The 14,204-nt window shown below is 42.0% G+C and carries 17 protein-coding genes; 8 read left to right on the top strand and 9 right to left on the bottom strand.

Features of this window, described 5'->3' with window-relative positions:
* The first annotated feature begins 40 nt into the window (after positions 1 to 40).
* A complete protein-coding gene (locus CDG79_RS07355; RefSeq protein ID WP_094341559.1) occupies positions 41 to 742 on the top strand; it encodes a diacylglycerol/polyprenol kinase family protein in 702 nt (233 codons plus the stop codon).
* A gap of 217 nt (positions 743 to 959) precedes the next feature.
* Here CDG79_RS07355 and CDG79_RS07350 read toward each other — a convergent pair whose 3' ends face one another.
* Complete coding sequence (locus CDG79_RS07350) at positions 960 to 1,859, bottom strand: alpha/beta fold hydrolase (RefSeq protein WP_094341558.1); 900 nt, start codon at positions 1,857 to 1,859, stop codon at positions 960 to 962.
* A 450-nt stretch (positions 1,860 to 2,309) separates the two neighbouring features.
* On the opposite strand from CDG79_RS07350, the gene CDG79_RS07345 reads away from it, so the two are divergent.
* From CDG79_RS07345 to CDG79_RS07330, 4 genes are all read left to right on the top strand, one after another.
* Positions 2,310 to 2,864, top strand: coding sequence for a thioredoxin family protein (locus CDG79_RS07345; protein ID WP_094341557.1), 555 nt, complete (start codon positions 2,310 to 2,312; stop codon positions 2,862 to 2,864).
* 71 nt (positions 2,865 to 2,935) lie between these two features.
* On the top strand, positions 2,936 to 3,664 hold the full coding sequence (gene pyrH / locus CDG79_RS07340) for a UMP kinase (RefSeq protein WP_094330554.1): 729 nt from the start codon (positions 2,936 to 2,938) through the stop codon (positions 3,662 to 3,664).
* Positions 3,651 to 4,199: a ribosome recycling factor gene (gene frr / locus CDG79_RS07335; RefSeq protein WP_094341556.1), complete on the top strand. Its 549-nt coding sequence runs from the start codon at positions 3,651 to 3,653 to the stop codon at positions 4,197 to 4,199. Before pyrH ends, frr begins: the two co-directional genes overlap by 14 nt.
* 185 nt (positions 4,200 to 4,384) lie before the next feature.
* Positions 4,385 to 5,506 (top strand): geranylgeranyl reductase family protein, encoded by a 1,122-nt coding sequence (locus tag CDG79_RS07330; RefSeq protein WP_094341555.1) that lies wholly within the window; start codon positions 4,385 to 4,387, stop codon positions 5,504 to 5,506.
* A 131-nt stretch (positions 5,507 to 5,637) separates the two neighbouring features.
* Here CDG79_RS07330 and CDG79_RS07325 read toward each other — a convergent pair whose 3' ends face one another.
* From CDG79_RS07325 to CDG79_RS07315, 3 genes are all read right to left on the bottom strand, one after another.
* Positions 5,638 to 6,258, bottom strand: a complete 621-nt coding sequence (locus tag CDG79_RS07325; protein ID WP_094330557.1) for a hypothetical protein — start codon at positions 6,256 to 6,258, stop codon at positions 5,638 to 5,640.
* Between the two features lie 69 nt (positions 6,259 to 6,327).
* A complete protein-coding gene (locus CDG79_RS07320) occupies positions 6,328 to 7,134 on the bottom strand; it encodes a CPBP family intramembrane glutamic endopeptidase (RefSeq protein ID WP_094341613.1) in 807 nt (268 codons plus the stop codon).
* A gap of 239 nt (positions 7,135 to 7,373) precedes the next feature.
* The gene (locus CDG79_RS07315; RefSeq protein WP_094341554.1) at positions 7,374 to 7,811 is read right to left on the bottom strand and encodes an AbrB family transcriptional regulator; all 438 of its coding nucleotides are present in this window, start codon (positions 7,809 to 7,811) and stop codon (positions 7,374 to 7,376) included.
* Positions 7,812 to 9,259: 1,448 nt separating this feature from the next.
* Here CDG79_RS07315 and CDG79_RS07310 point away from each other — a divergent pair.
* Complete coding sequence (locus CDG79_RS07310) at positions 9,260 to 10,273, top strand: succinate dehydrogenase/fumarate reductase iron-sulfur subunit (RefSeq protein ID WP_189524916.1); 1,014 nt, start codon at positions 9,260 to 9,262, stop codon at positions 10,271 to 10,273.
* Between the two features lie 68 nt (positions 10,274 to 10,341).
* On the opposite strand, the gene CDG79_RS07305 is transcribed toward CDG79_RS07310, so the two are convergent.
* A complete protein-coding gene (locus CDG79_RS07305) occupies positions 10,342 to 10,866 on the bottom strand; it encodes a TolB family protein (RefSeq protein ID WP_094341552.1) in 525 nt (174 codons plus the stop codon).
* 64 nt (positions 10,867 to 10,930) lie between these two features.
* Positions 10,931 to 11,212, bottom strand: a complete 282-nt coding sequence (locus CDG79_RS07300; protein ID WP_094341551.1) for a hypothetical protein — start codon at positions 11,210 to 11,212, stop codon at positions 10,931 to 10,933.
* Positions 11,213 to 11,389: 177 nt separating this feature from the next.
* Between CDG79_RS07300 and CDG79_RS43490 the strand changes: the two genes are divergently transcribed.
* Positions 11,390 to 11,563: a DUF6888 family protein gene (locus tag CDG79_RS43490; RefSeq protein WP_442939521.1), complete on the top strand. Its 174-nt coding sequence runs from the start codon at positions 11,390 to 11,392 to the stop codon at positions 11,561 to 11,563.
* A gap of 133 nt (positions 11,564 to 11,696) precedes the next feature.
* Here CDG79_RS43490 and CDG79_RS07295 read toward each other — a convergent pair whose 3' ends face one another.
* The 3 genes from CDG79_RS07295 to psbX all read right to left on the bottom strand — a co-directional run bounded on the left by CDG79_RS07295 (position 11,697) and on the right by psbX (position 13,594).
* A complete protein-coding gene (locus tag CDG79_RS07295) occupies positions 11,697 to 12,257 on the bottom strand; it encodes a TolB family protein (RefSeq protein ID WP_094341550.1) in 561 nt (186 codons plus the stop codon).
* Between the two features lie 47 nt (positions 12,258 to 12,304).
* Complete coding sequence (locus CDG79_RS07290; protein ID WP_094341549.1) at positions 12,305 to 13,225, bottom strand: Ycf66 family protein; 921 nt, start codon at positions 13,223 to 13,225, stop codon at positions 12,305 to 12,307.
* Positions 13,226 to 13,474: 249 nt separating this feature from the next.
* Positions 13,475 to 13,594, bottom strand: a complete 120-nt coding sequence (psbX, locus tag CDG79_RS07285; RefSeq protein WP_094330563.1) for a photosystem II reaction center X protein — start codon at positions 13,592 to 13,594, stop codon at positions 13,475 to 13,477.
* A 281-nt stretch (positions 13,595 to 13,875) separates the two neighbouring features.
* Between psbX and CDG79_RS07280 the strand changes: the two genes are divergently transcribed.
* Positions 13,876 to 14,169: a YggT family protein gene (locus CDG79_RS07280; RefSeq protein ID WP_094341548.1), complete on the top strand. Its 294-nt coding sequence runs from the start codon at positions 13,876 to 13,878 to the stop codon at positions 14,167 to 14,169.
* Positions 14,170 to 14,204 lie beyond the last annotated feature (35 nt).

The raw sequence follows: 14,204 nt of genomic DNA, 5'->3' as shown, positions 1-14,204 counted from the left end.
AATTAGTAACAGGGGTAAAACTTTTCATTTTGTCGCATCTTTGTTAATTACATTTTCTGACTTCACCTCAATTCCGGTTTTCTGGCTGCAAATTGCTTCAGCTGCAATTTGGGTGTTACTTATCCTTCTGATTGCATGGGTGGTAAACCGCTTTGCCGACAAGCCAGAAATCGTGCGGAAGATAGTTCATATTGGCACTGGTAATGTGATTTTAATCGCCTGGTGGCTAAATATTCCTGCTAGCGTAGGGATTACAGCTTCTATTTTAGCGAGTGCAATCACCTTATTATCCTACCGATTGCCCATTCTTCCTGGTATTAATAGCGTTGGACGCCAAAGTTTAGGGACATTTTTTTACTCTGTCAGTTTCGGTATTTTAGTTGCCTGGTTCTGGTATTTGCAACAACCCCAGTACGCAGCACTCGGAATTTTGGTAATGACTTGGGGAGATGGATTAGCAGCCTTAATTGGGCAACGTTTTGGTAAACATAAGTATAAAGTTTTTGGTACGCAAAAAAGTTGGGAAGGCTCCCTAACTATGATGCTCGTTAGCTATTTCATTAGTAGTTTGATTTTAGTTGGAACTCAAGGAAATAGTTGGCAAATTTGGGCGATATCGCTGATGGTGGCATTTATCGCTACTGCTTTAGAAGCTGTTTCATTTTTGGGGATTGACAATTTAACAGTTCCTTTGGGTAGTGCAGCCTTTGCTTTTTATTTAAGTCAATTAATTTTGAATTAGTAATTGCTTTGAGTACTATTCCTCATTTTGTTTTAGAGAGGCTAACTGGATAGCTAATGATACTGATGACGTTCAGTACATAGAGGATAGCCAAAATCTAATCTGGGTACAAAAAACGCGATAGAAAGTCAATTTCCCGATCGACTCAACCAACAAAAAATAAATCTTTTCGAGTATATTCAATACCACCCATTACGTGAAAATTGAGCCGAGTCAATTACCGCGATCGCTCCAAAATCCAATCGAGTAAAATCGGATTGACTAACTCCGGCGCTTCATCCTGCGGACAATGCCCTACTCCCTCTAAAGGTATAAACTTTTGTACTTGCGGAAAGTTAGCTAATTCTCTGCCTAACTTAATTGGTTCCCACGGATCGGCTGTTCCCCACAAGATAATTGCAGGACAGGGTAACAGTGGTAAAAGGTCTTCTGGTAGCGGCCCTGTAGAATAAGAAGTAAAGGCAAGAAACACAGCCCCAGCCCCCGGATCGCTTGCTGGTGAAGTGAGAATATCTACCAACTCATCTGTCACCATCTCAGGATTTGCATAAGCTTGTAGTAAAATCTTCCGCACTGTTTTCGGTTTGGCGAGTTGATTGAAAAAGAAATCGCCAACTGGTTTGATAGATAACAGGCGTTGCAGTAAAGGCGCTCCGAAACGACGAGTCCAAGGTAAAGTTACCCGTTTGCGATCGTGCAACAGCCGTAAAGAACAGTTGAGCAAAGCAACTCCCAAGGCAATTTCTGGGTTGCCAACTGCTGCTTGCATGGCTACAATACAGCCAATTGAATTGCCAACTAAAAAAGCAGGTTCGCCAACAACTTCGCGGCAAAAATCTGCTACTTGTTGTCCCCAGGTTTCTAGAGTGTAAGCAATTTTTTCACCCGGTTGAGGTTTTGCAGAACCACCAAAACCAATCAAATCGATTGCATAAACACGACAATTTTGTGCTAATACGGGAATATTTCTCCGCCAATGCCACCAAGAAGCCCCAAATCCATGCACCAGGACAACAACTGGCCCAGTGGTTCCTTGGGTTTGATAGCAGATAGGGAAATCTTGCCAAATCCAGGTTTTTGTAGAGGTAAATGCTGTTTCTGAAATTGATGTTGTCATGGGAAACTTGATGAATATAAGGGTAAAAGCCTTTCAGCCGTAAGGCACAAGTAAAATTGTTTTTAATTTGAACAAAATTTATCAGATTTTTAAAGTAAATGCTTTGCTCTAGTGATAACTTAGACATACACCACCAAAGCTTCTAAGCTGATAATTTTATGCAGTATAGAGAGTTTTCGTCTTGTTGATAGAGGCAATTTACTCACAACTTAGATTATCTCAGCATTAGGAATCATAACTTCTATGATGCGAATAATATTTTTGCGATTTATTCAGATGTGAGTGAATTAGCATCAGTGCTAGATTCAGTAGTTTCACAATTTACGATCGCTAATGCGAGTCTATAACATTATCGAATATGAGGCATCGGCTAAGGGGTGGTTTGCAACTGGAAACTGACGCTGAATTTAACAATATTTTTCTTGTTCCTAGTTCTGCGAGCCAGACAACATGAATTTACTAGAAACAATCGATACTCCCATTGGGAGCTATGCACCCGATTTTGAACTGCCAGGAATTGACGGTCAAGTACACCATCTTAGGCGTTATCTTGAGAAGTTTCGAGCAGTGGGCGTTATTTCCTTATGTAACCACTGTCCTTATGTAGAGTGGTATATAGACAGGTTAAAAAACATTCAAGCCGAATTTGCCTCGAAAGGCTTCACACTAATTGGGATGAATGGTAGTGATGGTAATATTGAAACTAGGCCAAGCTTTGAAAATATGAAAGCTTTTGCCCAGCGTCACAATTTGAACTTTCCTTACCTGTGGGACTCGACGCAAGATGTAACCCAGAGTTTTGGTGCTACAAAAACACCAATGGCCTTTTTAATAGATGCTAATGGTATAGTCCGCTACAAGGGCAAAATTGACAATCATCCCCAAGATGCATCAGCAGTGGGAGAGGAATATTTGAGAACTGCGATCGCCTCTCTTTTTCTTGGTCAGACAATAGATGTACCACAAACAGAACCAGTCGGTACTACATTGATTTGGCGTAACTAGACATAGATAGTCCCTGTAACTGCTATCTTAAATTGGAGGCAATTGCAACTTTTTTGATAAAGCGTAACTTCATGGGAACGAATTACCGACGGGTTTTACTCAAACTGAGCGGTGAAGCCTTAATGGGCAACATGGGCTATGGCATTGATCCAGAAGTGGTCAAAGGAATAGCACAAGAATTAGCAGAGGTGATAGCCACTGGCACTCAAATTGCCATAGTTGTTGGCGGCGGCAATATTTTTCGTGGCGTTAAAGCAGCGTCGGCGGGGATGGACAGGGCAACCGCTGACTATATTGGGATGATTGCCACGGTAATGAACGCCATGACGTTGCAAGATTCGCTAGAACACATAGGGGTACAGACGCGGGTGCAAACCGCGATCGCTATGCAAGAATTAGCAGAACCATATATCCGTCGTCGTGCCATCCGTCATCTTGAAAAAGGGCGGGTGGTAATTTTTGGTGCTGGTTCTGGAAATCCCTTCTTTACTACAGACACCACGGCGGCACTAAGAGCAGCAGAAATTGATGCTGAAGTGATTTTTAAAGCCACCAAAGTAGACGGGGTGTATGATGCAGATCCTCATATTTATCCTAACGCCAAGCGTTACAATAGCCTCACCTACGCGCACGTTTTAGCCAAAGATTTGCGGGTGATGGATAGTACTGCGATCGCCTTGTGTAAAGAAAATAATATCCCAATTTTGGTATTTGACCTAACGGTGCGAGGTAACATCCACCGAGCAGTCTTGGGAGAATCCATCGGTACCCTTGTGGGAGGTTCTTGTGATATTAGCTGACGCGAAAAGCAAAATGCAAAGTTCTGTTGAGTCAACTCAACGAGCTTTTAACACGATTCGCACTGGTCGCGCCAATGCGAGTCTATTAGATAAAGTATTAGTGGACTATTACGGTTCGCCTACGCCCTTAAAATCACTGGCAAATATTAGCACGCCAGATGCCTCGACAATTCTGATTCAGCCCTACGAGCGTAACACCCTAAACATCGTTGAGAAGGCGATTTCTCTCTCCGATGTGGGTTTAACACCGAGTAACGATGGTTCTGTAATTCGGCTGAATATTCCGCCTTTGACAAGCGATCGCCGGAAAGAATTTGTCAAAATGGCTACAAAGTATGCTGAAGAGGGTCGTGTTGCTATTCGCAACATCCGCCGCGATGCCATAGACTCGATTCGCAAGCAGGAGAAAGCTTCTGAAATCTCCAAAGATGAATCAAAAGACCAGCAAGACGACTTGCAAAAACTGACAAATGAGTATACTGCCAAAATAGATGCACTCTTGGCAGAAAAAGAAAAAGACATTACGACTGTTTAAAGTCTAAAGTCTTAAGCATAAAGGCTGAAGGATGATAGTTAAATTCTTCAGCCTTTATCATTTTTTAGCTATCTCACAAAAATTGAACAAGTAAACGGACGTGAATAATTAAAGTAGGGACAATTCATGAATTATGACCCTACTCAGGAAAAAATCAACTAATTCAGGAGCAAAAATTCAGCCTTATGTACGACTGCATCATCGTCGGCGCTGGGCCAGCTGGTGGAACGGCTGCATATCATTTAGCCAAGCAGGGTCGTTCAGTATTAGTGTTAGAAAAGGAACCCCTGCCAAGATATAAACCTTGCGGTGGTGGTGTATCTCCAGCGATCGCTCAATGGTTTGACTTTGATTTTAGCCCAGCCATTTCTGTAAAAGCTGACTCCCTTCGCTTTACCTGGAAATTGGGCGACCCTGTGGAAGCAAAAATTGCCACAGAAGAACCCGTCTGGATGGTGCGACGAGATATTTTTGACCATTTTCTAGTGCAGCAAGCACAGAAACTAGGGGCTGAACTACGAGATAATACTGAAGTAACGGGTATTGAATTTAAAGGCGACTATTGGCAAGTTAACACAGCCAATGGGCCAATTACAGGTCGCTACTTAATCGCAGCTGATGGTGCTAAAGGGCCAATGGCAAAATGGCTCGGCTTCAAAGAACGTAAACGCCGTTTAGCAGCAGCTTTAGAAGCAGAAGTTCTGGCAACAGTGAAGGACAAATCCACGATTCACTTCGAGTTTGGCTTAGTGAAAAATGGCTACATTTGGAACTTCCCAAAAGCTGATGGTTATTCCATTGGTGTCGGTACGTTTATCGGTGGCGAACCACAAGATTTTAAGAAGATTTTAGATGAGTATGCGCGATCGTTTAATGTAGATATCAAAACTAGCAAGCAGTATGGTTATCCCCTTTGTTTGTGGAATGGCAAGCAAAAGCTGCATACCCAAAATGCAGTTTTGGCTGGGGAAGCTGCTTGTGTAGTCGATCCCATGACAGCAGAAGGTATTCGTCCCTCAATTTTTAGCGGTTTAATTGCAGCAGGAGCTATTAATGAGGCTCTTTCTGGTGACACCAACGCTTTAGAAAAATATAGTGAAGCTATTAATGAAGAATGGGGTACTGAGATGGCTTGGGCGCAAAAATTAGCTGGAGCATTCTATCGCTTTCCAAGCATTGGCTACAAAGCTGGTGTTAAGCGCCCCTCTGGTGCCAAAATCATGGGTAAAATCCTCTGTGGAGAGCTACGCTATGGCGACGTTGCCGATCGCGCCCTAAAGCGGTTAATTCCTGGTTTTGGGCGTTAAGTATTAGGGATTAGATAACGAATATCTAGCAGACGAGACACAAACCCCACAAAAATTAATCATCCTTTCTAGGGTGGGCATCTCGTCCACCCTATTTTCACTTTATTTATGCCTATCTACTTACCATTTCTCTAAACTAGGGTTTTAGACAGGGAACTTTCAAAGGTCTGCAATATAATTCCCAGAATCTTATCGACTGCATTAACATGATATTCTATCGAGTCAATGCAAACAGTATTCTGTTCTAAAGTTAAGAATTTCCAAGCAGTTCCACTTGTCACAACTCCATATATCACTTTAATATCATTTCCTGCTCTTTGATTGAATATCTGAGCAGCAATCATTGTGGCTGTACATTGCCCCAATCCGGCGATGATATTCTCATTTTTGGCCTCTATAACAGTGACTACTGGGGCACTGATAAAATACTGTTCACCAGATGCACTAAGGATGAAGTCACAAAAACCTGAGAGTCCTTTTGCAGGATCGATATTGAACTCTGTACCTGAAAATAAACTGATTTGATAATTTAACTGTCGCCTCACCTCAGATAGAATAGGAGCGATTAAGAACTCAGAACGAGCTTTTTCACTGTTGATGGCAGTAGCTAAAGTGAGGTTCTCATTCAGCAACTGCTTTAGCAAGTCAGAGGGCTGCACCCCGCCGACAGTCAGAAACAGATTACGTGTCTCTTCCAAAGTTAAGCTAAATGTATCTCTGACTTTAAGAAGACTAAAATCACTGTATGCCATAGACTCATGCTCCAGTTTTATCTTAATTGTGCATGACTCACCCAATACCATAAGACATTTAACACGAAATTAAAAATACCTAGAGAAAAGCCAGATACTTGTTCCGGTTCCCAGTACACAAATAATTCCCGCCAAACCAGCTAGGGGTTTTTTATTCTTACCTGTGAACCAGTCAGAGACAATACCAGTGTAAGTAATTAATTCTGCTGTATCTAGGGTTGCGATCGCCCATATCCATCCCGCGTGTAGTCCCCAAGCTAAACCCAAATTGTTGCTAGAGGCAAAACGTGCCAACACCAGCACCATTCCCATCAGCCACAATCCAGGGAGTTGGGGTGCGGTTTCACGTTGCTCCCAAACTAGATGTAGTAAGGCAAAAATCAAGCTAGAAATTGCTGCTGCTACCCAAACGGGATAATCCTGCACTAATTCCGTGAATAGAAAACCCCGAAAAACTAACTCTTCTATCCCACCGACTAATAACGCTATCAAGAAAACCGGTAGCAAGATAGGTAGTAGTAACTTGAAATTCGTTTTTTCAAAAGAACACCAACCTAACCCAAATTGCCCACTAAATACAATAGCTAGGCTAACCACTCCCAAACAGAAACCTAGCGCTAAAGAACTAAGAGTTGAAAGATTCCCAGTAAAGCCGTAATCAAAAAAAGATTTATTGGTAAACCAACTAACTCCCCACAGAATTGGGGGAGCTAATAGGTAAAGTGACACCAATAACGGCATTTTTTGCTCTGGCTGCAAAGGTTTTGGGGGTTGCCAATTGAGCAATATTGCTGATATTGCAGCTACTGGCAACCAGCAAACTATCCAGAAAATAAAAAATACCATCACTATAACTAGTGCTGGTGCATTTTGCATAAATGCTAGTAAGGCATTGACCGAAGGCTCAAAAAAAGTTATCAAAAAAAACACGATAGACTTCTTGCACTATAGATTTCTTGCTGATTAATCAAGACTCTACTAAATTTGGTGAATTATGCAAGGGGTCTAATCGTATTTTTTACCTGAGACAAAATTTTTTCAATAGAGTTACCAGTTTGCTGATGGTAAGGATAAGTTTCAGGTGATGATAACTTGTCCTTACCCCGACAGCAAATTTACTCTTCGTCTTCCAAATCTTCGTCAGATTCCTCAGAGTCTATATCTGCTGAGGTGAGTTTTTTATCACTTTCACCAAGTTGAATCAAGTGAATATGCTTGTATCCCAGCCTAATTTCAAACTCATCTCCTGACTTTAAGCCCATTGCTTTGGTATATGTAGCACCAATCACAATCTGACCATTTTGATGGACACTAACCCGGTATGTCGGTTCACGACCACGACCATCTTTAGGTGCTTCTGGACTTAGAGGAATTCCTCTAGCCGATAGCAAAGCGTCATAAAAATCTGTGAGATTGACACGAACCTGATTATTCTTAGTAACAGTGTAATAGCCGCACTGTTTGGCTCTTTCTCGGCGTGGTAAAGTGGAAAGTTCTTTTACTTTCGCAAGTAGTGCTTTTCCGGTTAATGGCGCGGTTGCAGTTTCAGTCATTATGCTCAAATTTTCCTTACTCTCTCCAAGCTGATAAACGATGTAGTCTCATGCCAGCATTTGACTTTTTAGCATGTGCATAGAGCTACTTAGGACTCTAATGTAACGGGTGAATCACTGCCGATAGGAGACAAAAGCACTTCATATTATGGTTGTCCACAACCAATTAGAGGTCATAGTTGCCATAGAAACTAATTTTGCTGATTTCACGGCACTTTTAACCATTATTCGCCATCAGAAATGAAATTATTTTCTCTTTTGGCGCTACTGTAGCGGTGTAACTTTCAGCCACCTTTACAAATGGGGTTGGTTCTACTCCAAATAAGTCGTAGACCCAATAAATTGCAGTTTTTTCACTTTCAGTGCTTGCCCTTCTGCTAATGAGCAGGTAGAGTTTTCTCTACTTATCCTCTCAAGCTTAGGACAGCATAGTATTTCAATAGAGTCCTACGGGCTTATGCCCTTTTGTCCTGCCAGTAGAGACGCGAATTTTCTTGTCTCTACATTACGAATCAACAAAGCAGTAGTAGCCGCGCTGATACGGCTATTGATTCTGGTTTTGTGAGTTCGTAATTTTATATTAAATACTAGCATGGACTAATAATAGCAAAATAGTTGTTTAATTTTGAATTAAAATTGCTGGTAAATTTTTATTTAAATTTCTGGACTTAAAGGTTGGAAAAAGCCGTGACGATTTTCCTAAACCTTTATTGCATTATAAAAATTTATCTAATTTAGACGAGTAGTTTTGACCAATGAGTTAAATTCAAGATTTTCTTGATTGAGAGGAGGCAAAAATCTCAAAGTCCTGCCTATCCTGGATTCCCCGATGCGTGAGACTTTTATTTGAAAGTGGTAAGGATTTTTCCTCGGTTTATTACCGTAAGCTCAAAAGCAGTCAGAGTATTTTCTACGTCTGTCTATGGTAAGAATAAATCTCTTAACATACGCCTAGCGCTTAATTGCCACTACTATATATTAAAGATGTGCTTTTACACTTCTATATAATCAAAAAATTCCGTCAAGCGGTTGTCAAGGCGGAATTTTCCAGCTAGGACTGCTTGGCTCAAGTTGATATGAAGAGGTGTTGCTAACCGGAAATGCATTTAATTTGCATACGAAGGCTAGAACAAAGATAAACCTGAGTCCCTTTCTAAGTAAAGTCCCTTTCCTTTACATTCTCAAACGGCTAAATTCAATGTCAAGCGACCATTAGATTCTTGGCGTTTTATCTCAAAAATTGACACAAATCTTGCCTACAGCGTAGCTAAAAGTAAAATTTTAATGGTTATCCTTAAACTAGAATCAATCGCCTTTTAATCGTCAGTCTATTAACACCAGGCTTTGAATTGAGGGCAAAAAGAGTATAGCTCACTTTTCACAACTACCTGCCTTGACTCATGATTGTTAAGGCTGATGAAGTAATTTTAAAATTTTGGTTAGTGGTCATGGAAGTTATTTTTAAGGTCATTCGACAGCAACAAAATTCCTCCCCTGTTGTGCAAACCTACCTTGTAGAGGCAGAACCAGGTAATACAATCTTGGATTGTCTGAATCATATTAAGTGGGAGCAAGATGGAACGTTGGCATTTCGCAAAAATTGCCGTAATACCATTTGTGGTAGCTGTGCTGTGCGAATTAATGGGCGTTCGGCTTTAGCTTGCAAGGAAAATGTTGGTAGTGAACTTGCTAGATTACAACAAATACCATCATCTCAAAGTAAAGTAAATGCTATTGGTGAAATCACGATCGCACCTCTCGGCAATATGCCCGTGATTAAAGATTTGGTTGTAGATATGAGCAGTTTCTGGAATAATTTAGAGGCAGTTGCTCCTTATGTGAGTACGGCAGCACGACAAGTACCAGAAAGAGAGTTTTTGCAAACACCACAAGAGCGATCGCGCCTCGATCAAACTGGTAACTGTATTATGTGCGGTGCTTGTTATTCTGAATGCAACGCCCGTGAAGTTAATCCAGACTTTGTTGGCCCTCATGCCCTTGCCAAAGCTTACCGGATGGTAGCAGACTCCCGCGATAGCGATACCGAAAATCGTTTAGAAAGCTACAACGAAGGGACTAAAGGTGTATGGGGTTGCACCCGTTGTTTGTACTGCGATTCAGTTTGTCCAATGGAAGTTGCACCATTAGAACAAATCACCAAAGTTAAACAAGAAATTCTCACCCACAAAGAAGCTAGCGATAGTCGCTCAATTCGTCACCGGAAAGTTTTGATAGATTTAGTTAAAGAAGGTGGTTGGATTGATGAACGTCAATTTGGTTTACAAGTAGTCGGTAATTATTTTCGTGATTTAAAAGGATTACTCAGTCTTGCACCCCTCGGTTTGCGGATGATCCTTCGGGGCAAATTCCCCTTATCATTTGAACCTTCTGAGGGGACAGAACAAGTGCGATCGCTCATTGAATCTGTGCAACAAGAAGAGAAACTGGGGACTAGGTATTAGGGATTGGGTATTAGGGATTGGGATTAAAAGAATTCTTTCCCAGTCCCCAGTCCCCAGTCCCCATTTTTTCAACGCGGTTCTTGAGGTATATTCAACGGCTGTCCATTCCGGTCATATACTAAAATATCCCACTGGCCGTTGTTACTGGACTCAAAAGCAATCCTACTACCATCAGCGCTAATTGTAGGGTTGCGGACTTCAGCTTGGAGGTTATTAGTCAAATTTCGTGATTGGCGTGTTTCTCGGTCATAAAGAAAAATAGCCGATCGCCCCTGGCGACTAGCTGCAAACACAATATAACGACCATCTTGTGAAACACTAGGGTGATTTGCGATCGCATCAAAGGAATTTAAACCTGGCAAATCAACCAAATCACGAGTCACCGTATCAAACATATAAACATCTTGGCTACCGCGTCGGTCAGTAATAAAAACAATGTATCTCCCAGAAATTTGGGGGTTTAATTCTGACGCTAAACTATTGAGACTCCGACCCCCCGGATCAAAGGGATAACTCAAAAGGCGAGGGTAGCCAAAACACCCAGTTAATAAACTTAAGCAGAAAAATACAGGTATAAAAAAAATACGTTTCATCTAATTAGTCATTAGTCATTAGTCAATAGTCTCACAACTCCTAACTCCTAAGGTACAGACGCGATTAATCAATCACTGGGATTGACCTAGTTGCAAGTTTCCCCTTGGTGTTTGATTTTCTGATAATTAACCGGGGTCTGACAATACCTTTTTGGGTGTAAATATCTTGAGTTAGCAGGGTACTGCATTCGCGGATTCTACAGGCGCTAAATAGGCATACGACAAACAAGGTGCGTAGGCGTAGCCCAGAGCAGGCATCGCGGTCATTGTCTAACCCATCACTGAAGATTAGCTGTATCTCTTGCTGAGTAAGAACCTTGGCGCGTCCATGCCGATTTATTTTCATTGGCAGACTGTAGACCCTGCGATCCACAGCCTATAATGTTTTGACACATGATTTGCATAACTGTTTGACCTTTAGGTGAAACTAGAAGTGGTAGTACAAAAAATAAAAATTCTGAGGAGGTTTGAATCAAACCACTGCATCCTACAATAGAACAGCTAGAAACCTTCTACCGCGTATGTGTACGAGCAAGCAATCTTATTAAGAACAATTGAATTAACTCGCTACGATACACGCTCTCAAAGAATCGTAGTGTTAATAGGCGAAACAATTCAAGTAGAAATTTTTAGTGCCATTCCTGTCACACCGAATCAATCGCCCCATTTCCCCGATATCGCAATTGTCACTCCGTAGCACGTCTCTAGCTGTGGGGTTTTGTTTTTGGTGATTGAGTGCGATCGCTTTTTGGAGAAAAACTTTTTGGTTTACTGTTAATCGCGTCTCTCCAAATTCTTAACTCCTAACTCCTAACTCCTAACTTTTTCCCCTACGGAGGTGAACCTACAGTTGCACCGTTAGGAATATCTAACTCAATATTTGGCCCCCGGTCTAGGACTTCAATATCCCACTGACCACGGCTAGCGGTTTCAAAGACAATATAACGTCCATCTGGACTGATATTTGGTTTTCTGATCCAGCCGCGATAGGTTGGTGTGACGATTTGCGACTGTTGCGTAGCGCGATCGTAAAGCGCCACCACCGCCCTACCTTGGTCGCTAGTAAGATAAGCAATATAACGCCCGGTATAGCTCAAGCTAGGACTTTCAGCAATAGTCTCTGCTCGGTTTATGCCCGGTGTACCAATAAACTGTTGCCTCTCTAAATCGAAAACTAGCAGCTGCTGATTACCATTCCGATTAGATACAAACGCTAAAAAGCGCCCATTCCCACTCAAAGCAGGTTGCTCCTCGGTGTAGCGACTGTTGAGAGAAGTAGGCCCTATGGGAATATCGTTATAACTACAAGATGCAAGCAAACCTGTTAAACCAAAAACCAGGCTCCAATGAATTGGTCTTTGGAGCCAAAATGTAGGCGTAAATTTTTCCACCTCAACTGTTTTCCGTCGCCTCTAAACCTACTTCCACATCAACTGTTTTAAACATCGTCATCAAAATCGGTCGAATTATCTGGCCGATCATTTGGCTTTTCAATCGGGTTGTATGGCACATAATCAGTTGGGATCGCATCATCATCTTCGCGCTGTCTTCGAGGAGTTGAGTCAGTGGGTGGACGACGCCTTCTTGGTCTGGGAGCAACATCATCTTCACGACTTTCTGGACGTTGAGAACCGTTATTATTACGGCGAGAAGGTTTTCTAACTTCCCCTCCCGAACTTTCCCAATCATCAACTTGCCTAGATGAAGAACCCCAATTCTCATCTTCAGAGCTTTCAGAAGGGCGATTCACAGGACGGCCAGAAGTCCTCTGACGCGTTCTATCTGCTGGAGCCTGTCTTTCGCTACTGCTGCTGTTACGGCGTCCTGAACGACGGGGGGTTTGCTCCTCCTCATAGTCATCACGAGTTGAAATTCTATCTCTGCTACCCTGAATCCGGGGACGCACGGGGCGTTCCTCCTCGTCTTCATAAGGCAGTGGATCTAAGTCTGCCTCCATCTGGGCTCCATAATTCTTGCGATTGCGGTTCATTGAATAATTTCCGCTTACCTCTCGCTCTTCATCCACAATCGGAGTGTTACGCTTTGCTTGCTGGGTAGCTATACTCCGCAAACGAATACTTTCAACTGCAAAAAATACAGTTGTGCCAACTAAAAGCAGTTGACCAAATTGTAGAATCGGGTCTAGCCGCCATCCTTGAAACACGAGAATAAAGCCGCAGAGCAAACCGACTGCTGCAAAAAAGATATCTTGATCCCGTGACAATTCTGGGCGCACAGTGCGGAGAAAATACAGTGCTGCCCCAGCCACAGCCAGGAAAATTCCTAGAATACTGGCTGAATTTGCCCCAAAATTTACCTGAGCCAGAAAACTGGCTGAGTTCAGCCCAAAATTTATCATTGCTGTTTTCCCAATATCAAATCTATGTTAGCGAGTCACAATTAAAATCACTACTCTAATTAGTCACGATAAATATTGAAGCTTCAAAGCCTCTGGCAAAGAAGCTCTGAAGCTGTTCACCGAAAAGTAAAAACACCTATGTTTGTCATCTACAACTGATGCCAGGCGCAGGTTATCTGCTTTTGGTGCAATTAATGTAGATAGCTGACAGACAATCGATTATGAGAGTTAAATTAACTCTCATAAGCATTATGAACGCTGAATTTTATCTTTTTGGCTAATGAAAATTAGACCAACTGTAACGGGTATTACAACAATTGCAGTACCCCAAGCCAAACTCCAAAGAAAATTTGCTAAAGAAGGCGTCATACTTCTCAACCTTTTTTTACACACTTCATCCTAATTTTAATAGTGTATTACTTTCTTGAGAAGCCTCTAAGTCGGAACTGCAAAACTTGGTAATTGCTGTGAACGAGTTTGCTTTTTTATTCCAGATGGAAGTGACAGCATTTGGTTAAAATGATGATGAGAGTGCTTTACAAAGCTTCAAATTTTGTGGCTATGTCAACGACGGGCTACGCCTACGCGAAGCGCGGCTTGCCGTTCCCCTAAGTTTTTCTTTCTTCACAGATAGATAGTACCTTAAACCGATGACTGGTGTTGACCTGACTGCTTGGATTCTTGGCCCTGTGTTAGGGGTGATGACATTTTTATTTATATTTCGGATCATTCTCACTTGGTATCCGCAAGTGAATTTGAATCGTTTGCCCTTTAATTTAATAGCTTGGCCTACCGAACCATTTTTAGTGCCATTACGAAAACTGGTACAACCTATAGGTGGAGTGGACATTACACCGATTATTTGGGTTGGTATTTTCAGCCTACTACGAGAAATATTACTAGGTCAGCAGGGATTGCTGACTATGGCATCTCGTGTGAATTAGGGAATTGGGAATTGGGAATTGGGAAAACTCTTCCC

The organism is Nostoc sp. 'Peltigera membranacea cyanobiont' 232 (genome assembly GCF_002245985.1).
Classification (GTDB): Bacteria; Cyanobacteriota; Cyanobacteriia; order Cyanobacteriales; family Nostocaceae; genus Nostoc.
The sequence above is the reverse complement of the archived record's forward strand: the minus strand, read 5'-3'. Positions and strand labels throughout refer to the sequence as shown.